Here is a 20,766-nt window from a genome sequence, read left to right as displayed (position 1 = left end):
ACTCCTATTCATCCATTAATAAACTTTCAAACAAGTCTAAAATATCTTCGCGACCTTCTCCGGTTACCGATGAAAAAGTGAAAAGCGCATCGGTTGTTGGTAAATTTAAACTTTTCTTATAGAGGGATAAATGTTTATTCCATTGGCTTTTTTTGATTTTGTCCGCCTTGGTCAAACAAATGGCAAAAGGAATGTCTAATTCTTCGGCAAATTGATACATTGCTTTGTCTAATTGAGTGGGCTCGTGACGAATATCCATCAAGAGGATTAATAAACGAAGATTTCTTCTTTGCCGTAGAAAATTCAAATTCATCTTGGCCCAATTTTTACGATTTAGCTTGGAAACCCGAGCGTATCCATAACCGGGCACATCCACGACACGAAAAGCAGCGTCGTTTACCGAATAAAAGTTTAAAGTTTGGGTCTTACCAGGCTGTCCAGAGATCCGGGCCAACTTATTACGTTGGAGGACCTTGTTAATAAAACTGGATTTGCCAACATTTGACCGCCCGGCAAGGGCAATCTCAGGCACTTCATCTTGTGGCGCTTGGGACTCTTGAACAGCTGAAATTACAAATTTTGCTTCTTTAATGTGCATTCGTCTACCCCATTTTTTATTTGCTTATCTTGCGATTACTCTTATTATAATAAGTGGCGCGACTTTTGCCCAATACCGTGTCTTTTGTGACCTTGATGCGTGAAATATCTTCTCTTTGTGGTACTTCAAACATAATATCTAACATAGTGTTTTCTAAGATTGACCTTAAACCACGCGCTCCAGTGTCGCGAATAATAGCCTGGTGAGCAATTTCTTCCAAGGCCGCTTCTTCAAACTCTAGTTTGACATCTTCCATTTCTAAAAGACGTTGGTATTGTTTAACCAAAGCGTTCTTAGGTTGGGTTAAGATACTGACTAAATCTTCTTGTGATAATTGATCCAAGACCGTTAAGATGGGCAATCGTCCAATGAATTCGGGAATTAAGCCGAATTTAAGCAAGTCTTCTGAACTGGCTAATTGCATGATATTCTCATCACTATGTTGTCGATGAGTATCCGTACCAAAACCAATTACTTTAGAGCCTAAACGTTCTTTAATCGTAGTTTCAATGCCAGCAAAGGCTCCACCTACAATAAAGAGAATTTGCGAGGTGTCGATTTGAATATAATCTTGGTTAGGGTGCTTACGCCCTCCCTTAGGTGGGATATTGGCTACCGTTCCTTCTAAAATTTTAAGTAGAGCTTGTTGGACACCTTCACCTGAAACATCACGGGTAATCGAGGTGTTTTCAGATTTTCGTGCAATCTTATCGATTTCATCCACATAAATAATCCCTTTTTGAGCACGTTCAATATCATAATCAGCAGCTTGTACTAATTTCAGTAAAATATTTTCAACGTCTTCCCCCACATAGCCTGCTTCGGTTAGGGTGGTAGCGTCCGCTATGGCAAAAGGAACATTTATAATGCGAGCCAAGCTCTGGGCTAAGTAGGTTTTACCCGAACCGGTCGGACCGATAATACAGATATTAGACTTTTGCAATTCGACATCATCGTCATCAAGGGCTTTAAAGTTGATGCGCTTATAATGATTATAAACTGCCACGGCTAAAGATTTCTTAGCTTGATCTTGGCCAATCACATATTGGTTTAGTTGATCAACAATCTCTTGCGGTTTTAACACTTTAACTGGTTCTTGCTCTTTTTCAAAGCGCATCTCTTCTTGAATGATTGATTGGCATAAATCAACACATTCGTTACAGATGAAAACATCTGGTCCAGCAATAATCTTATCGACTTCATCTTGTGATTTACCACAAAACGAGCAGTAATAATCATTGATATTTGTAGTCTTTCCCATGTTTCCTCCTTTTTGGTCTTACTTACTTAAATAAGACTAAAAAGGGACGCAAAAGTCACTTTAAAATCAGACTGTTGCGATCCCTCTTTTGTTATTTCTTCTATTTTAGTATCCTATTTTTCTTCAACAGAGTCAACAATTAAGCTCATGGCTTTCTTCAAGCGAATATCAGACTTCAACATATCTTCAGTCACATATTGTTTCACTTGATCAGTTGGCATTCCGTATTGACTGGCTAATAATTCAATTTCCTTATTAACTTCTTCTTCATTGACATCAATCTTTTCTTTTGCAACGATTGCTTCTAAGACTAAGTTCGTTTTAGTTCTTAGGTCTGCTTCTTCTGCAAACTGTTCATGGAGATCTTCACGAGTGCTACCAGAAATTTGGTAATAGAGATCTTCGTTAATTCCTTGACGCTTCAAGTTGTTTAAGAAGTGATCCATTTGACGGTGGATTTCTTCGTGAACCATTGCTTCAGGCATTTCGACGATTTCAGCATTTTCAACCGCTTGACGTAATGCTAAATCTTCAATGACCTCTTTAGCTTGCTTTTCTTTTTCTTCTTCTAATTGAACACGTACTTTATTACGCAATTCGTCCAAGCTTTCTACCTCGTCATCTGCATCTTTAGCAAATTCATCATCGAATTCTGGTAATTCTTTTGCTTTTACCTCGTGAACACGCACTTTGAACATAGCGTCTTGACCAGCCAGTTCCTCCGCATGGTATTCTTCAGGAAAAGTAACTTTAACTTCTACATCATCACCAGGTTTAGCACCTACTAGTTGATCTTCAAAGCCAGGAATGAATGAATTGGAACCTAATTCTAAGGAATGGTTTTCACCTTTACCCCCTTCGAATGGTTCCCCGTCGCGGAAACCTTCATAGTCGATTACGACAGTATCGCCTTCAACCGCTGCATCCTCTTTAACAACTAATTCTGCTAATTGTTGACGCTTTTCTTCTAAGCGCTTTTCTACATCTTCATCGCTTACCTGGCGGTCTTGTTTTTCTACTGTTAAGCCCTTGTATTCACCTAATTTAACTTCTGGTTTTAAGGTAACTTTGGCAGTAATAACCCATGGCTTCCCTTTTTCCATTGATTCAATATCAATTTCAGGTTGAGTAACCGCTTCAATCTCTGCTTCTTCCACAGCTTGTTGATAGGCGCCTGGGATTAATTGGTTTAATACTTCTTCATATAATGAAGCTTCACCATAAACATTGTTGAAGATTTGACGTGGTACTTTCCCTTTACGAAATCCAGGTACAGAGATATTTTTACGTACTTTATTGTAAGCTTTATCTAAGCCTTTGTTGATATCTTCTACTGGAATTTCAAATGTTAAAACTCCTTCATTGATAGAGCTTTTTTCAAATTTAGTTGTCATAATTATTCTTCCTCCAAGACTAGTATATAATTTACATACCCATACATTTTAACGAAATTCCCTGCTTTTGTAAACACCAAATCAATATTACCAATAAAGTCTAATAAAATTCATTTTTTGTTGTTAGACTAGGTCTTAGAATAAGTCTGAATTGAAACTAGGTATCTGACTAAAAATTCGCTATAATAAGACTTATTGAGGAGTGAGTCCATGTTTAATTATCCTGCAGGACAAGGTCCGCGTTTTAAATTTAAAAGGAAAGAAATAACATCAAAACAAAAAACACAATACGGTAGTCGAGGGATGTCCTTTGAAGAAATGATCAATCAGAGTAATGCTTATTATTTAAACCGGCAACTGGCGGTCATTCATAAAAAGCCAACACCAGTGCAGATTGTCAAAGTCGATTACCCCAAACGATCAGCCGCCCGTATTACTGAAGCCTATTTTCGTCAGGCCTCTACCACTGACTATAACGGTGTCTATCTGGGCAGGTATATTGACTTTGAGACTAAGGAAACGCGTAACAAGACCTCTTTCCCTTTATCCAATTTACATGACCATCAAATCGAACATATGAAGCTTTGCTTCCAGCAAGGAGGCATCGTCTTTTTGTTGATCTACTTTAGGGTACACGATGCAATCTATCTGATTCCCTATCCCCTGCTTGAAAATTTCTTGCAAAAAAACCAAAAGCAAAGCATCCCTTATAGTTTTATTCAAGCCCATGCTTATGCTTGTCCCCAAGGCAAATTTCCTATTTCAGTCGATTATTTAAGTGCCTTGGATGCCTACTTAGAAGAAGTCAAATAAAAAGTCTCTAATAGAAACGAGGAATAAATATGGTGACAGGAAGTCGCGTAGAAAGAAAAAAATATCATCAACAACATCCCCCTAAGAGATCAAAAACAAATTTCATGACCTGGTTCAAGCGCATTGTCATAATAGGCCTGTCTTTAGGTCTACTTACTTTAATAGCTGGTGCTGGTCTCTTTACTTATTATGCCATGTCAGCCCCTGAGATTGACCAAGACGATTTAACTGGTCAAGTCTCTTCTAAAGTCTTTGATAATAGAGGTAATTTGGTCAAAACCCTAGGTGGTAAGAACCGCGATCTAATGACAGCCGATCAAGTCCCTGAAGTCTTAAAACAAGCGGTCTTAGCCATTGAAGATGCGCGCTTTATGGAACACAAAGGAGTTGACCCTATCCGAATTGTAGGGGCGGCCATAGCCAACCTTAGAGCGGGTGACATTCGCCAAGGTGGTTCTACCATTACTCAACAGTTGGTCAAATTATCGGTTTTTTCCACTAAATTTGAAGATCAAACCTTAGAAAGAAAGGCCCAAGAAGCATGGTTGTCCTTGAAGTTGGAGCAAGAATATTCCAAAGAAGAAATCCTCTCTCTCTATCTCAATAAATTGTTTTATTCTAACAATGTTTATGGGGCTAAAACAGCTGCTCGGTCTTTCTTTGATAAAGACTTAAAAGATCTGACTCTAGCAGAAGCTGCTCTTTTGGCTGGATTACCGCAAGCCCCTACGCAGTATGATCCCTATCTTTATCCTGAAGTCGCCCAAGAGCGTCGGGATACCGTCTTACAGGTCATGCTCAAACGTCAAATGATTAGTCAGGCTCAATATGATGAAGCTGTGGCTATTCCAGTGACTTCCATGCTGTCTCCTTTAAATGATGACACCCTTAGTGAAATGGACTTAATAGTCGATGCCTATATCGATGTCGTCGCTCAAGAAGTTCAAGATAAAATGAACTTAAATGTCTATACGGATGGTCTAGAAATTTACACCAATCTCGATATAGACGCTCAAAAATATCTCTATCAAACGGTTCAAGATGCTAATGGCAATCTCTTCCCTAATGATGAAATGCAAACAGCTGTTTCTATCATCAATGTCGATAATGGACAGCTCACCGCCCTATCCGGTGGACGTAACCAAGAAGTGGCTATGGGACTTAACCGCACAGCCACCCTTAACCGCAGTATCGGTTCCACTATGAAACCGTTAGCCGATTATGGACCAGCGATTGAATACCTCAATTATTCAACTGGCCAAACGGTCGTTGATGAACCTTACACTTATACCTCGGGGGATGAAATTTATAATTATGATAGAGACTACAAGGGAAAACAAACACTTAGAGAAGCCTTAGTAGGTTCACGTAATATTCCGGCCTTGAAACTCTTACAAGAAGTGGGCTTAGACAAGTCTTATTCCTTCCTACAAAAGATGGATATAAATATTAAGAACAATAACCAACGCGAATTAGTCGAATCCAATGCCATTGGGGGTGAAATGACGCCCATTCAATTATCGGCTGCCTATGCGACTATTGCTAATTATGGTAACTATCATAAACCCTATACCGTTAACAAAGTCGTTACTCAAGCAGGAACCATTCAAGAATTTCAAGCGGAAAGTCGTCAAGCTATGAAAGACTCTACTGCTTATATGTTAGTGGATATCTTAAAGGGTGTTCCTGGAACCTTTGCTGAAAAAGCGGGCGTCAATGGTCTCTACCATGCTGGTAAGACCGGAACAACCAACTATTCCGACCAACAAAGAACGGAAATTGGCATTGATCCACAAAGTTTTGCTGCACCCGATGCTTGGTATGCTGGTTTTACTCCGCAATATGCCATTGCCACTTGGGTGGGCTATGATGATCCTTATAAGGCTGGTAATCAATTGAGCTATCAGGATTCACTTATTCCACAGCTGATTTACAGCCAGATGATTCAATATCTGATGCAAGAAGTCCCGATAGCTGATTGGCAAAAACCAGACTCGGTCGAAGTAGCTGAAATTGAAAAATATACCCAGCCACTGCAAAAACCAAGTCCCCAAACACCTGCCAATATGCGGTCAAATGAACTCTTTGTAAAAGGTAGTCAACCGACCCAGATTTCACCTGTTTATAAAGTATTAGCTTCACCAAGTGGTTTCGATGCGGAATACAATGAAGAGACTGAAGAAATTGAAGCCAAGTGGGAACCATTAACCATTCAAGCTAGCTTTGAGTTAAGACTGAATGGTGAAATCGTCTATTCAGGAACAGATACTGAATTTAAAGTTCCAGCACCTGCTCCTGGCTATTATGAATTAGGCTTACGCATTGTCGATGGCCATTCTGCCTCTGATCAATTAATTATTACCTTTGATTTATCTGTCGAAGAAACGACTACTAGTGAAGAAACTACCTTAGAAATTAGCGAAACGACTCTGGCTCCAGATCCTAATCCATCTGATTCAGAAGACAAACTGAATACTGTCGAAAGTATTGGCGGACCTTAGAAATTTAGGCTCCTATTCAAAAGCTTCATCCTCCCTATATAGGAAGATGAAGCTTTTATTTGTACAAAATAAAGCCTAGCTGTTCGATAAATCTCACCGATCAGCTAGGCGGGTTCTTTAGTCCTTGTTATGCCATTTTAAAATGGGTATTTTAAATTTGGATGTTTGATTGGGTTTTTCTGATTGAATACTTTGATTACGGTGGTTGTATTGCTTGCTTGCCACTATAGCCTCATCTACAGTATGAATGTTTTGTTCTTGCCAATTCAGCAGTATGCGGTCAATATACTTTAGATTAAAGACTTGACGAATAGCCGCTTCTTTAAGTGCTTGATAGACTAGATCTGGCTGATAACCATCCTTTTGAATCCATTGGTAGAGCGTTTCTAATTCTACACTTGAAAGTGAACGGCCGAATGCTTCTTCAAAGACTTGAATCAATTGTCCGGCCTTAACTTTCTGGTCAGCTTGAACTTGTTTATTGGACAGAGCTTCTGTCTGACTTGTTTTTTGGTCAGCCACTAATTGATCTAACTTATCAAACAAGGGACGCAAGGTATAATGGTCCGTTTGTTTACCCTCTTCATCTGGTACTAATTCAATATTAAGATAGTTCTTATCTAACAAGGAATTGAGTGTTTCGTAGAGAAGGTCACTCTCCCAAGCAAATTGATTGGATAAGTTTATAATAGTATCTGCAGATTGGGACTGATTAATTTGCTTCAAGAGATAAGTAATAAATAAAAATTCATTTGAATTAAGGCCTAGTTGACCAAAGTGATCAATCAAAAGATTCGGTACCATGGTGTAACCCGTTTTCATCCAATCATAAACTGAGTTTGCCATTGGTCCAACTCCTTACATTTTATGGGTAGAGACGGTTTAACAAACGTGGGAATGGTGATGTTTCACGGATATGTTCAATACCAGAAATCCAAGCAACAGCTCTTTCAAGACCTAAACCAAAACCAGAACAGGGCACATTACCATATTTTCTTAGATCGAGATACCAGGCATAAACGGCTGGATCTAAATTAAAGGCCTTAATATTCTCTGCTAAAGTCTCATAATCGTCGATCCTTTGTGAACCACCAATAATCTCGCCATAACCTTCTGGCGCTATCATATCGGCACATAAAACGGTTTCTGGGTTGTCAGGGTTGACTTTCATATAGAAAGGTTTGATAGAGCGTGGCCAGTTGACAATGAAGACTGGTTGTTCATGTTGGTTAGCAATAAAAGTCTCGTGTGGTGAACCGAAATCATCGCCCCACTCAATATCATCAAAACCATTATCTTTTAATAATTGAACGGCCTCAGTGTATTCAATACGTGGATAAGGAACTTGAGTATACTTTTCAAGCACATCAATATCACGCCCTAGTGTTTCCAAGGCCATGCTGCAGTTGTCAATCGTATTACGTACCAAGTAAGCCACATATTCTTCTTGGACTTTTAAGCTTTGTTCGTGGTCGGTAAAGGCCATTTCAGGCTCCATCATCCAGAACTCAATCAGGTGACGGCGAGTTTTAGATTTTTCCGCTCTAAAAGTTGGTCCGAATGAGAAGACTTTACCAAAGGACATAGCGGCTGCTTCCATATATAATTGACCAGATTGAGAAAGATAAGCATCTTCTTCAAAATACTTAGTGTGGAACAGTTCAGTGGTTCCTTCCGGTGCTGACCCAGTTAGAACGGGTGGGTCAATCTTAATGAAGCCACGGTCATTATAGAATTCATAAGTTGCACGGATAATTTCGTTACGAATTTGCATAATGGCATGCTGGCGACTAGAACGCAACCATAAATGACGGTGGTCCATTAAAAAGTCTGTCCCGTGTTCTTTAGGTGTAATTGGATAGTCATGACTTTCGCCGATCACTTCCACTGAATGAACTAAAAGTTCATAGCCCAAAGCAGAACGGTCGTCAGCTTGAACAGTTCCGATTAGTTTTAGACTTGATTCCTGCCCCAAGCTCTTAACAGTATCGAATACTTCATCTCCCACTTCAGCTTTTAAGACGATTCCTTGGAAGTAAGTCTTGCCGTCACGTAGTTGTAAAAAGGCAATTTTACCGGAAGAGCGTTTGTTTGTTAACCAAGCGTTAATTTGTACTTTTTGGTTTAAGTGTGATGCCGCTTGGTTCATTGTGATAGTTTCCATTTATTTTCCTCCTACTTATATGTTTGATATGGTTTGAATCCACTTGCCGGTCTTGGCAGAGAGTAGAAAATAAGTGATGGTGTTGTTGTCATTCTTTAAAGTCATTTCCCAGACAGGTTCCGATTGATAAAGACCTAAGCGAGCTTGCATAATCTTTGGCTCTTCAATTTGGCTAGCTGTCACGGATTTTGCTTCTTCTTCAGTAAATAATTCGTTCACTGAATAGTAATGAATGTCTCCACCTTCTCGTTCAATAATAGCATAGTGTTGCTGATTATTCTCGTCAAAAAAATCAAGAGCAAAGGTTGCTTGATCAATGGTGGTCCAATAAAAATTATTAACCTTTTCTACCGCATAATCATATGTCACTAAAGCGATTGCTTCTTCTTGAGCCAAGTTATAAGCTGTCTGACTTTTCATAAAAACAGCTAATAAGGCTATCATGATTGACAAGGTGATGAATGTCAAGATTGAAACTGTCCGTTTACTCATAAGTTTCTATGCTTCCCCTCTAAAATATTCTATTCCTTATTGTAAATTAAATTCTACCAGATGTTCAAGCTTCTGTCTGATTTCTTTAGAATAATATTTGGTAAAGACACGATCGTCTAACAAACAGAAATTTTGACAGTTAAAGTGGCGGTCTAAATAGTCGAAAGCAATGGCAAAATCGACTAGCATTCGATCGATTAATAAGTGATCAAAGATTAGTTCGAACGGCAGATTCAAGTGGTCTGCTAATGCTAAAATATAAGCATCTTCTAACGATCTAAAAGGTAAGCGTAGCCAGAATATATGGCAAGGTCGCTTATCTAACAGCCAGTTTTCATTTAAGAGCGACTGCCATTGAATGACTAAAATGGTATCACAATCATCCATAGCCAACCGTCTGATTTTATTTAAGGATCCAGATACATGTTGACCCAACAATCGAACTTGTTCTTGATCTTTTAACTTGCCTTTTATTTGGCGATAAACATCAATAGCTTGCTGGCGATTGTTTACAATAATCAGACTTAAGGGTGGCAGCTGATCAGCTTCAATGCTTTCAAGCAAGTTTTCACCGATTAAGCGACCTTGCTCTTGATTTCTTTGAGAATCTTGACTTTTTTTAGCAATCCAATCGAATGGTACGTCAATGACTAACTTTTCCATTGGTTGTGGTAATTGCAAGTAGTTATATAGATCGAGTCCTAACTGATAATAACTCCCGCTATTTAAGCGAAAATGCAGATCCCCTGGACTAAAGAGTAAGACTTGTTGAAAGCTTTCAAAGGCATGTTGATATTCTTGAACTAAACGAATGGGTTTCCATGTCAGTTGGAATTGATAATAACGATCTTCTATTTGGCTGACACGAATAGTTAAATAACCTTCGGACTGACTAATTTTAGCTTGAAAGTTGTCTAAATTATTTAAAAAGGCCTGTAGGTGCAGCATTTTTATCTTAAGATGATGTGGCTTGCTTGCTAAAAGATCTTTTAATGCTTGTTCTTGAAGCAGTGTTTTTAAAGCCTTATGCATTTGCTGTTGAATGCTTAAGATAGCTCGAGTAGTTGACAAGGACACCTTGACTTCTCTGCTGGACTCCCGCTCAACCGCTCGGAAGTGGTGATTTTGAATTTCACTTTCTAAAAGATTCAATACTTGCCGGATTAGATTAATTAAATGATCCATTCTTAAGATTGAAGCTTGAATAGCAGCATGCGTTCGATCCTGATGATATAAGATATCCAAGACTTGTTGGCACAAAATTAAGAGTTGACTATAAGCCAACTGTATTTGGTGGAAAAAGGACAATTGTCTGCTTAATAGACTGAGATTATCACACACTAGGAGCTGCTGTTTACTAAAACTGCCCTCTTGACTCGCTTCTTCCATCAAATAGCTGGTTTGAGTCAGTACTACTGCTTGTTTATCATGATTGGATAAAGCTTTTTGGTAAAAATAGGAGGCTCGATAATTCGGATAAAGCCCATGATTAAAGCGATTAATTTGATCGCTAATCTTCAATTCTTGGTTCATTTCCATCAGTAAGCCTGTTTGGGTCTCTTCTAGCCAGACTAAGGTTGAAGCAATCACTAAAATTTCTTGCTGATTTAATTGAGAAATCACCACTTGATCAAGGTAGCGTTTAAAATGATCTAAATGTAAATATTGACTCGGTCTCAATAAGTAAGAAAAAGGGATTTCTTCTTGCTTGAAGAAAGTAGCCCATTCTTCGAGAGCCGATTGACTAGAAACAGCTAATACCAGCGAAGACTTATTTTTAGCTAAAACTTCAAGCAACCAATATTTTACCACTAGTGGATCAATTGGCCGCCATTGTCCTTCTACTACTAATCGATTTGTAGTCTGCATTTTTTCTAACAACCAATTAATTTGAGCTTTTGCTTTCGTACTTAGAAGATTTTCTTGATCAAATGGTGGTTTTTTATCTAATTGAGTGTCTGCTGCTTGATTGAGTATGAATTGCTGCGGTTGTTGAAAGAAAATAATTTCCTGCTTATCTAAAGCCTGAGCTAAATCCAATAAGAGGGTTTGTGTTTTACTAGGCAGTTGCATCCACTTGCTAGCCATCGCATTTAATATTTTTGCGGTTATTTTGGCATCTGCTAAAGCTTGATGCGCCTGGTTAAAGGGAATGTCTAAATAGAAGCTTAAATCTGTTAAATTGAATCCTGTGGCCTGAGGGAAGATAATTTTAGCTAACTTGACGGAATCGATGGCCAAAGGGTTAAAATCATAGCCACACGCTTGGAAATGGTGTTGCATAAAGGTCAAGTCATGGTTGAGATTATGCGCTACAAAAAGACAACCTTCTAAACGCTTGAACCATAAGTTTGCAACTGATTCAAAAAGAGGTGCTTGATCAACCTCTTCTTGTGAGATACCGGTTAATTGTTGGATGTTTTGTGGGACCTCACGTTCAGGATTAATCAGCATTTCATATTGACCAATGATTTGACCTTGATCAATAAGAACCGCCCCAATTTGAATAATTCGGTCTCCACTGTCTAGACGTGGTCCGGTTGATTCGAGGTCGACGATGGCATATTTCATGAAGTCCCTCCTCTCTTTTAATATATTTATTGGTCTTTGAGCCAGTCAATAATGGCAGCGGTTTGATTAGTTAATTCTCCTCTAATAACCTTTGCTTCGATTTGATCGAGCAATTGTCCAATCACCGGCCCACCTTTTGCCATTTTAAGTGCTTGCATAATTTGCTTACCATTAATGGCTAGTTCTTGCCGCTTTCTAATAGGTAAATTACTTATTAAAGCTTCTATTTCTTTTTTGGTAGCCATTTGATCAGTGATTTCTAAATAAGTATTCATTTGATCAATCACTTCTTGAGCATAGCCATAGACGGTTTCGATGGTGAAGGTCTGCTGGCTAATTTCATGGTCAAGCTTTAAAAAAGCGACTACTTGATCCATTAAACGATTAGATAAGGTCCACTGCTTCATCAAGTGTCTTTGAGTCTTTTCTTCATTAATTTCCATTCCCTTTAATAGCAAGGACCAAGTGATAAGTGGACTAAGGCCTGCTTGTCCTGTTGTTTGATTTACCAAGTAAGTCAAACCTTCTACATAATCAAATTGATTGGCTTGAGGGAAAGCTTGGTCTAGCTTAGCCTTTTTAAAGGATGAAATGGTTTGTGTTAAATAAGACCCTGCCATCATCTTTTCTAATTCAATGCGGATGCGTTCAATGGAAATTTTAGACAGATTGCTAGCTAATTGGCACATGGCTTGGAAAGTTTTTTCTTCTAATTGAAAGCCTAACTGAGAGGCAAAACGAATGCCACGCATGATTCTTAAGGCATCTTCTTGAAAACGTTCCAATGGCTCGCCGACAGCCCTCAGCAACTTATCTTTCAAATCTTGATAGCCCCCATGAAAATCATATAAATTGCCCTTGGCGTCTACTGCCATGGCGTTGATCGTGAAATCTCGTCTCAAAGTATCTAACTCAAGATTTCTGACAAATTCTACATGGTCGGGCCTTCGATAATCCGAATAAGTCGATTCGGTACGGAAAGTAGTTATTTCATAAGAGTTTCCTTGATATAAAACCACAATGGTGCCATGTTGGATGCCTACATCAAAGTGTTTGGGAAAGATGGTTTGAATTTCTTGAGGAAAGGCGGAAGTCGCAATGTCAATATCCCCTATTGATTTTTCTAATAGCACATCGCGAATGGCCCCTCCAACAAAATAAGCCTCATAGCCATGAGACTCAATTTTTTTTAATACAGGAATAGACGCTTGAAAAAGCGAATCCTCTAAAGATATTTGCATGCTATCACTCCAAACCGGATTGAAATTGATCAAGCCATTGCTCAATTTGATCGTAATTATTTGTTTCTAACGCACCGTCAATCTTTTCCATGATCATTTGTTTATAAGCTTGGCGACTAATTTGATGTAAGCTTTGATTGACTTGATCTAAAGCCTTCATTTGGATGGGGACAAATGGATTTTCTTTTAAAAGGCCTCTTTGCATCGCCTCTAGTTGATAATCGGCTAAATCAAACTCTATGTAAAAGCTTTGACCCTTTTTAAGTGAGTTCAACCGGAAATCGTGAAAGGCTTGATCAATCTGATGGTAGATATAATCTTCTTTATAATAGACCAAGGGGGGCTCTTGCAAGGGGGGATAGGATATCTTTATTCCTCTTGGAGCATAGATGACATCATGCGAAAACTCAACCCATTGCAGCTCACTAGGCCTCATTTGTAAATAGGCTAAAAAAATCATTATCTCGCGATTGGGATGAGGATGGTTGAGAATCATCCAATTTAAAAATAAGTGTTTATCTTGAATATTTTCCATGGTCTTACCTCCCTCATGAGTTTTTAAGATTGACTAGAGATTGGACAATTGCTGGATCATGTCAGGTAAATCTTTAGCAAGAACTTGTTGATCCCATGCTAGATCTAAATAAGCCTTAGCTTGCTCTTTTTGTCCTTGATGAAATAAGATTTTGCCTTTTAAATAGGCCAAGAGTGACTCGTCAATGGCTTGTAAATCAAATTTTTCCATAAACAAGTTTGCCTGTTGATAGTCTTTTTGATCAAGATAATAAGCCACATAGGCCGAGAGAACTAAGAATTGATCCTCAGCATTATCCAATAAAGGGTAGTAATCCTCCAATAATTGAATGAGCTTGGCTGTAAAGACTCCCATTCGATCAGCCAAACGCAGGCAATCCATAACCACTCCATCATATGGAGGTAGGCTTTTTAATAGTTGATCTAACTGATTGGCAAATCGGCTAGTTTCTTGTAGATAGGTTAAATTTTCTAATTGTAAGAGTCTTAATTCAAAATGGTCGGGATCGATTTGAAGGCCTAACTCGCAGAAATGATTTGATCGATTGAAATCATTAATTTGGGCATAAAAATGCGCCAATAAATAACATTCATCAGCTGTTTCAATCGTCAAATCTTCATTATCTTGATCAAATAATGCACTGATTTTTTCAGTGTCGATTCTCTCACTACTTAAATAAAGGGCTAAGAGATCTGTTCGCCATTGGCGCCTTAAAGAATCATCCTCTGAGATAAAATATTCCATTAAGGTCTCAAGATAGTAGATTGCTTTTTCATTAATAGCCTGCATGCGATAGAATTCACTCATTTGATGATAAGCTCGATAATCTCTTGGATGGTCGTTAATGATAGCTTGTAATTCTTTGCGCGCTTCATTTAAGTGTCCTAGCTTAAGATTGACATCCGCTAGCAATAAGCGACCTTCTAGGTCCAAGTCTTGCTTATCGACTTTATCCAACCATTGATAAGCCCTGTCATATTGACTAACTGCGGAATAACTATACCCTAAAAGAAAAGCTAACACTGAGGACGGAAATTTTTGATAAAGAGCTTCATAAGCTTGAATCTGCAGATGTCGGTAGCCTGATTGACCCCAAAAAGCCATTCGGTCTAATATTTGCGCTAAAAAAGCTTCATCCATTCCATCCATTCTTTTTAAATGGCGTTTAAAGAGCTTATATTGCTCCTCAATCTGATTAGTAGACTCCATTAAGCTGAAAAAATTATCCATTTTGGTTCCCTCCATGTCTAGCCTATTATACCATGCTAGACAAAGACAACCAAATAGATCATCCCTTTGAATCTATTTTCATATTACTATTAGAGGATAAAGACTGCTAAATAAAAAAGTGATGAAAGCCAGAAACTTTCATCACCAATCTAATGCTTAATTATTTAACTGCCTCTTTTAAAGCTTTACCAGCTTTGAAGCCAGGAACTTTAGTGGCTGCAATCTCAATTTCTTCACCAGTTTGTGGGTTGCGTCCTTTACGAGCTGCACGATCGCGAACTTCGAAAGTTCCGAAACCAATAATCTGAACTTTTTCACCTTCAGATAAAAATTCTTGAACTGATTCGAATAATGCTTCAACAGTGGCTGTTACATCTTTCTTTGTTAAGTTAGTTTTTCCAGCTACACGTTCTACTAATTCTGCTTTATTTGCCATTAATAAATCTCCTCCTTTATTTCTATAGATTGGAAAATAATCATCTGTTGATTATTTCTTGTATAGAATAACATAACATCAAGGTTAAGACAACGAATTGACCTTGATTTTACAACAAAATCTTCCTATCTCTTAATTTCGATTACGAATAATTAGATTGAGCGGTGTACCGTCAAAATAAAAGGAATCACGCATCCTGTTCTCTAAGAATCTTACATAAGAGAAGTGCATTAATTCTGTATCATTAACAAAGACGACAAAGGTTGGTGGATTGACAGCCACTTGAGTCATATAATAAATCTTAAGCCGACGTCCCTTATCAGTGGGTGTAGGGTTCATGGCAATCGCATCCATCAAAACGTCATTCAAGACCGAAGATTGAATGCGACGATAGCGGTTTTCATAGATTTCTTCCAAAATAGCCGGTAGTTTCTCTAAGCGTTGGCCCGTCTTGGCAGAAACGAAAAGAATGGGCGCAAAAGATAAGTATTGGAATTCATTCCGGATATCATCGGTAAATTTCTCAAATAATTTGTCGGTCTTATCGACTGCATCCCATTTATTGACTAAAATAACCATGCCCTTATTGGCTTCAAAAGCGTATCCTGCTACCCTCTTATCCTGTTCACGAATGCCAGTCTCTGCATCGATTACTAGACAGACAATGTCTGAACGGTCAATGGCTGATAAGGCTCGCATGACAGAATATTTTTCGGTATTTTCATAAACCTTGCCTCGCTTACGAATACCTGCTGTGTCGATTGCTGTAAAATGGCGTCCAGATTGACTAACAAAATCGGTATCGACTGCTTCACGGGTTGTTCCCTCAATATTGGATACAATCACACGTTCTTCTTGTAATAAGGCATTAACCAGGCTAGACTTGCCGACATTTGGCCGTCCAATAAAAGAAAAACGAATGCGTTCGCGATCATCTGCATCCGGACTATCGGCTGGAAAGTGAGATACTAATTGATCTAATAAATCCCCTGTTCCGGTTCCGTGCGAAGACGATATGGGATAGGGATCGCCATGACCTAAAGCATAAAATTCATAGACTTGCTGCCTTTGTTCTGGATTGTCCGCCTTATTGACTGCTAAAACCACCGGTTTATTGGTGCGGTGTAAATAATGGGCTATGGCTTCATCCGCATCGGTGACGCCTTCACGACTTGAGGTCATAAAAATAATAACGTCAGCTTCTTCCATTGCAATTTCAGCTTGATATTTAATTTTATGCATGAGGGGTTCATCACTCATATCAATACCCCCGGTATCAATCAGTCGAAATTCACGACCTAACCATGATCCTGTTGCATAAATTCGATCACGCGTCACCCCTTCATAATCGGCTACAATCGAAAGACGATCGCCAATTAAGCGATTAAATAAGGTGGACTTACCGACATTCGGTCGGCCCACAATAGCCACTACTGGTATTTCCATACTTTCACCTCCATAAATTAAAAACCAATTGTTTCTTCCATTAAGCTAATCAGCAAAATGGAAGAAACAATTGGAGTAAGTAATGTTATTAGAATCGATTACTCAGCATCGTCTTGTAAAGACTTGAATGCATCGCCTAACATGTCACCCAATGTGAAGCTTCCTTCATTGGCTGCATCATTAATTGAGTTAGTGTTTTGACGGGCTTGGTTAGAACGGTTAGCTGTTTGATTATTTGTATTACGGTTTCTTCTTGGACGACGTGGACGATCTGAATCATTTGATTCTTGACGTTCGCGACGAACTGGCTCTTCGTAACCTTCAGGCTTGTCTAATAAAGCTTTAATGGAAAGGGATAATCTTTGAGCTTCTGCATCTGTTGAAAGAACTTTCACTTCAACTTCTTGGCCTTCAGTTAAACGATCTTGAGGAGTTTCAATATGCTCATGAGCAATTTGAGAAATATGTACTAAACCTTCAACACCAGGGAATACTTCCACAAAGGCACCAAAGTTAGTTAAACGTTTAACAGTTCCTGTATGTACAGAACCTTCTGGTGCTTTTTCTTCAATATTTTCCCAAGGTCCTTCTAAGGTATCCTTGATTGAAAGTGAAATACGTCCTTCTTCCTTGTCGATTGACAAGATTTTTACTTCAATTGTTTCACCAACAGTTAATTTATCACTTGGATGTTTAACGTGTTCGTGAGCGATACGGCTGATGTGAACCAATCCATCAACGCCACCTAAATCGATGAAAGCACCGAAGTTAGTTAGACGAGCTACTTTACCTTCTACAATTGTATTTTCTTCTAATTCTTCCATGCGTTGAGCACGTTCAGCTTCACGTTTTTCACGTGCAATTTCTTTATGAGATAAGATTAAACGGTTGTCGTTTTCATCAATTTCAATAATCTTGAACTCTAATGTTTGACCCTTATAAGGTGAGAAGTCATCCACAAAGAAATCTTCTACCATTGAAGCTGGTACAAATCCTCTAACGCCAGCGTCAACTACTAAACCACCCTTAACAACATCTTTAACAGGTGCTTCAATTGTTTCGCCATTTTCTGATTTTTCTTTTAATTCTGCCCACACTTTTTTAGCATCGACACGTTTTTTAGATAATAAGAAGTTACCATTTTCTTTATCTTGGATTGGCTTGATAACTACTAATTCGATTTCATCACCAATTGCTACAACTTCAGTAGGATCTTCAACGCGTGTTGCAGCTAGTTCGTTAGCTGGGATAACCCCTTCTAATCCACCACTGTTTTTAATTGCTACACGTACTTGATTATTTTCATCAAAAGCTAAAACATCACCGTAAACGGTATCGCCACTTTTAATATCTAAGACACTATCTAAAGCATCTTCCATTGTTTCAATAGTTTCTGAACCATTGCTTTCTTCTACTTGAGTAGTCTCAACCTCTTCCGTTGCTTCTACTTCTTCATTTACTTCATTATTCTCAACAAACTCTGACATTCTACCCGTTCCTCCTAAGCGTTACCTATAAAAATTGTTACTTACATAGAGTCTACTAATAGACACTATGCAAGCACTCTAAGAAACATTATAACAAAAGAAAGGGATATCGTCTAGCGAATATTGCGAATAAGGCCGATATTATCAATATTTTTATTATTACTGACTTTTATTCATTTAAACGAGATCTGATTATCTAGTCTCATCAAAATAAAAAAAGGCTCATCAGCCTCCTTTTTAAAATTATTTTATAGAATCGATATAGTCACTTAATTTTTCAACTACTTGATCAATGGATAAGTCTGAAGTATCCATTTCAATAGCATCTTCTGCTTTTTGCAAAGGACTGTGTTGACGATTGCTATCGTAGTGGTCGCGTTTAATAATCTCAGCTTCAATCTCTTCTAGGGATTGGGTCTCCATGCCCTTAGTTAGATTTTCTTCATAGCGTCTTTGAGCTCTTACTAGACTGGAAGCTACAAGATAAAACTTAAGACTAGCATCTGGTAGAACTACCGTGCCAATATCTCGCCCGTCCATCACCACTGCTTCTTCACTAGCTATAGCTTGTTGCTGCTTGACTAAGGCTTGTCTGACCCTTAGATTAGCAGAAACCTTAGAAACATTTTGTGTCACTTCCACCGAACGAATTTCTTGACTGACATCATGCCCATTGATTAAAACTTTTTGTTGGTCACCATCCATTTCAAAAGAAATTTTGACTGCTTGTAAAATTTCTCCTAAACGATGGGGATCATTAATATTTATTTTATTTAGCAAACAAGCTAGAGTGATTGCGCGATACATAGCGCCAGTATCGATATATGTCAGTTGGTATTTTTTTGCGATAAGTTTAGCGACGGTTGACTTACCAGAAGCCGCTGGGCCATCGATTGCAATTGAAAACATTGGTTAATTCCTTTCTCATAAAAAGGCTGAGAATTAACTCAGCCTTAACTTTCTTATTCTATTATGGAATGACGATTTGTGAGCCTGGCATCAAAGTACCGTCAATTGTAGTTCCGTTGGCAGCAGCTAAGTCATAAACATCAACACCATAAGCTTGAGAGATTGACCACCATGATTCACCCGCACTTACGGTATGGTAAGTTGACGCTGCTTGTGGTTGAGCAGAAGTCTCAACTGGTGGTTGAGTCGGTACAGGCGCTTGAGTCGTAGTTGTTGCTTCGATTTCACGCGTAACAGCTTCAGTAGTTGTTGTCTTCTCTTCTTTGGTTGTCGTTGCTTCTTCAGTTGTGCTCTTACTTAGAACAACCTGTTCAGCCGTTTTACTTTCTAAAGGCTTATCACTCTTTTGTGAGTCGATATAAGCATACAATGCAAACGGGAAAATCAAAGTGAAAATTAAGAAGAATAGCAAAGCGTTTGATAAAACGGTTGCTTCCTGCTTCGGTTGATTTCTAGCCGAGCGTGAAAATTGACGATTCTTGAAATTTTCATCCTCACCAAACTTATTGTTCCATGGGGCAGTAAATTTTTTGCTTTTTGCTTTTTCATTTAAACCTTGATCCTTATCTTCAGGTTGATCAAAGCGTTCGTTATCCTTTGCCATCAAGCTTCCTCCTACACTAATCGATATTAAGATATCTATTCATAGCAACAAACCTAAAAAGGCTAGGTTAGCATATGAGTCCAATTTCTTATATTATAGCAAACTCTAAACTTGATGCAAACACAATTGACCTAAAAAAGTAAATTACTTATTGCTGTTGTAATATTCTAGTAGCAGAACGGTAACCTTTTCCTATGTAACCATCATAGAAGTTAATGCGGCGACCAAATATGGTCTTCATTGATTTAATGACAAAAATTTGACCGACAACCATGATTAAGCCCTTGATTAAATTGAATGGCACAATGACAGATAGGATATAAGTCATATAATCATCAATGGGAAAGTTCATGACTTTGACATAAATAGGTAAAGCCAGATAGTAATTAAAGCAAGCCATGGAGAGAGTTAAACTAAAGACAAGACTAAGAGAGATTAAAGAAAATTTAATAGCTTGCCCTTTTTCTTTTAAATACTTCAAAATGAAGTGGCTTGGTAAAAACATGGCTAAGGTCGCTGTCATACTCATTAACATCCCAATCGGAATACCAGCTTCCCCTCCCTTAAGGATATAATTAACCAAATCACGAATGAAGGCCACGGCAACTAGGCCTTGTGGTCCGTAAATTAACATACCAATTAAGGCCATAAGATCCGAAAAATCAACCTTAAGAAAAGGTGCAAATGGCAAGATTGGGAAGTCAAAAAAACGTAGAACGACTGCCCAAGCTCCTAAAATGGCTAAAAGTGTGACTTTCTGAACTTTTCGATTCTTCATAACGATTCTCCTTTTTTTTACGTCTTTAGGAGGGTCCATTGATAAAAAAACCATCCACTCAAACTGAGAGGATGGTAGCCTAAATAAGCATAAACTTATCAATATCTTATCTTCTACCATCCAGACTTTACTGTCGGTACTGGAATTACACCAGTTCAACCTAGCCACAGCTAAGTTCGCGGACTCTACCGCCGGTCGGGAATTTCACCCTGCCCCGAAGACGTTATTTAATTTAAATGAATTATA

18 protein-coding genes and 1 riboswitch are annotated in these 20,766 nt (G+C 38.4%); of the genes, 2 read left to right on the top strand and 16 right to left on the bottom strand.

Annotation, left to right across the window (positions count from 1 at the left end; all coding sequences use genetic code 11):
- Nucleotides 1-4: 4 nt before the first annotated feature.
- The 3 genes from yihA to tig form a co-directional block, all read right to left on the bottom strand.
- Nucleotides 5-598 carry a ribosome biogenesis GTP-binding protein YihA/YsxC gene (gene yihA / locus ACQV2P_RS02260; RefSeq protein ID WP_428894570.1) on the bottom strand — a complete coding sequence of 198 codons (594 nt, stop codon included), beginning with the start codon at nucleotides 596-598 and terminating at the stop codon, nucleotides 5-7.
- A gap of 16 nt (nucleotides 599-614) precedes the next feature.
- Nucleotides 615-1,859, bottom strand: coding sequence for an ATP-dependent Clp protease ATP-binding subunit ClpX (clpX, locus tag ACQV2P_RS02255; protein ID WP_428875885.1), 1,245 nt, complete (start codon nucleotides 1,857-1,859; stop codon nucleotides 615-617).
- A 113-nt stretch (nucleotides 1,860-1,972) separates the two neighbouring features.
- A complete protein-coding gene (gene tig, locus ACQV2P_RS02250) occupies nucleotides 1,973-3,253 on the bottom strand; it encodes a trigger factor (RefSeq protein ID WP_428884808.1) in 1,281 nt (426 codons plus the stop codon).
- Between the two features lie 210 nt (nucleotides 3,254-3,463).
- On the opposite strand from tig, the gene recU reads away from it, so the two are divergent.
- Both recU and ACQV2P_RS02240 read left to right on the top strand, forming a co-directional pair.
- Entirely contained in the window at nucleotides 3,464-4,066 is a 603-nt protein-coding gene (gene recU / locus ACQV2P_RS02245; RefSeq protein WP_428873701.1) for a Holliday junction resolvase RecU, read from the top strand.
- Nucleotides 4,067-4,095: 29 nt separating this feature from the next.
- The gene (locus ACQV2P_RS02240) at nucleotides 4,096-6,567 is read left to right on the top strand and encodes a transglycosylase domain-containing protein (RefSeq protein ID WP_428884809.1); all 2,472 of its coding nucleotides are present in this window, start codon (nucleotides 4,096-4,098) and stop codon (nucleotides 6,565-6,567) included.
- A 117-nt stretch (nucleotides 6,568-6,684) separates the two neighbouring features.
- On the opposite strand, the gene ACQV2P_RS02235 is transcribed toward ACQV2P_RS02240, so the two are convergent.
- The 13 genes from ACQV2P_RS02235 to ACQV2P_RS02175 form a co-directional block, all read right to left on the bottom strand.
- Complete coding sequence (locus tag ACQV2P_RS02235) at nucleotides 6,685-7,413, bottom strand: DnaD domain-containing protein (RefSeq protein WP_428875889.1); 729 nt, start codon at nucleotides 7,411-7,413, stop codon at nucleotides 6,685-6,687.
- Between the two features lie 19 nt (nucleotides 7,414-7,432).
- Nucleotides 7,433-8,731, bottom strand: a complete 1,299-nt coding sequence (gene asnS, locus ACQV2P_RS02230) for an asparagine--tRNA ligase (protein ID WP_428874784.1) — start codon at nucleotides 8,729-8,731, stop codon at nucleotides 7,433-7,435.
- Between the two features lie 15 nt (nucleotides 8,732-8,746).
- Entirely contained in the window at nucleotides 8,747-9,223 is a 477-nt protein-coding gene (locus ACQV2P_RS02225; protein ID WP_428873705.1) for a hypothetical protein, read from the bottom strand.
- 36 nt (nucleotides 9,224-9,259) lie between these two features.
- Complete coding sequence (locus ACQV2P_RS02220; protein ID WP_428884810.1) at nucleotides 9,260-11,794, bottom strand: 3'-5' exonuclease; 2,535 nt, start codon at nucleotides 11,792-11,794, stop codon at nucleotides 9,260-9,262.
- Between the two features lie 26 nt (nucleotides 11,795-11,820).
- Nucleotides 11,821-13,035 carry a CCA tRNA nucleotidyltransferase gene (locus ACQV2P_RS02215; RefSeq protein ID WP_428894569.1) on the bottom strand — a complete coding sequence of 405 codons (1,215 nt, stop codon included), beginning with the start codon at nucleotides 13,033-13,035 and terminating at the stop codon, nucleotides 11,821-11,823.
- 4 nt (nucleotides 13,036-13,039) lie between these two features.
- Nucleotides 13,040-13,570 carry a YpiB family protein gene (locus tag ACQV2P_RS02210; RefSeq protein WP_428873708.1) on the bottom strand — a complete coding sequence of 177 codons (531 nt, stop codon included), beginning with the start codon at nucleotides 13,568-13,570 and terminating at the stop codon, nucleotides 13,040-13,042.
- Between the two features lie 33 nt (nucleotides 13,571-13,603).
- On the bottom strand, nucleotides 13,604-14,800 hold the full coding sequence (locus tag ACQV2P_RS02205) for a tetratricopeptide repeat protein (RefSeq protein WP_428873709.1): 1,197 nt from the start codon (nucleotides 14,798-14,800) through the stop codon (nucleotides 13,604-13,606).
- A gap of 160 nt (nucleotides 14,801-14,960) precedes the next feature.
- Nucleotides 14,961-15,236 (bottom strand): HU family DNA-binding protein, encoded by a 276-nt coding sequence (locus ACQV2P_RS02200; protein ID WP_428873710.1) that lies wholly within the window; start codon nucleotides 15,234-15,236, stop codon nucleotides 14,961-14,963.
- 132 nt (nucleotides 15,237-15,368) lie between these two features.
- Nucleotides 15,369-16,682: a ribosome biogenesis GTPase Der gene (gene der, locus ACQV2P_RS02195; RefSeq protein WP_428873711.1), complete on the bottom strand. Its 1,314-nt coding sequence runs from the start codon at nucleotides 16,680-16,682 to the stop codon at nucleotides 15,369-15,371.
- Nucleotides 16,683-16,780: 98 nt separating this feature from the next.
- On the bottom strand, nucleotides 16,781-18,061 hold the full coding sequence (gene rpsA / locus ACQV2P_RS02190) for a 30S ribosomal protein S1 (RefSeq protein ID WP_428874828.1): 1,281 nt from the start codon (nucleotides 18,059-18,061) through the stop codon (nucleotides 16,781-16,783).
- Nucleotides 18,062-18,412: 351 nt separating this feature from the next.
- The gene (gene cmk / locus ACQV2P_RS02185) at nucleotides 18,413-19,078 is read right to left on the bottom strand and encodes a (d)CMP kinase (protein ID WP_428873712.1); all 666 of its coding nucleotides are present in this window, start codon (nucleotides 19,076-19,078) and stop codon (nucleotides 18,413-18,415) included.
- A gap of 61 nt (nucleotides 19,079-19,139) precedes the next feature.
- The gene (locus ACQV2P_RS02180; RefSeq protein ID WP_428894568.1) at nucleotides 19,140-19,742 is read right to left on the bottom strand and encodes a LysM peptidoglycan-binding domain-containing protein; all 603 of its coding nucleotides are present in this window, start codon (nucleotides 19,740-19,742) and stop codon (nucleotides 19,140-19,142) included.
- A gap of 148 nt (nucleotides 19,743-19,890) precedes the next feature.
- The gene (locus tag ACQV2P_RS02175; protein WP_428874790.1) at nucleotides 19,891-20,520 is read right to left on the bottom strand and encodes an ECF transporter S component; all 630 of its coding nucleotides are present in this window, start codon (nucleotides 20,518-20,520) and stop codon (nucleotides 19,891-19,893) included.
- A gap of 104 nt (nucleotides 20,521-20,624) precedes the next feature.
- A riboswitch (FMN riboswitch) is annotated at nucleotides 20,625-20,746 on the bottom strand.
- Nucleotides 20,747-20,766 lie beyond the last annotated feature (20 nt).

Source organism: Facklamia sp. P12932, from assembly GCF_050409545.1.
Lineage (GTDB): Bacteria > Bacillota > Bacilli > Lactobacillales > Aerococcaceae > Facklamia.
The sequence above is the reverse complement of the archived record's forward strand: the minus strand, read 5'-3'. Positions and strand labels throughout refer to the sequence as shown.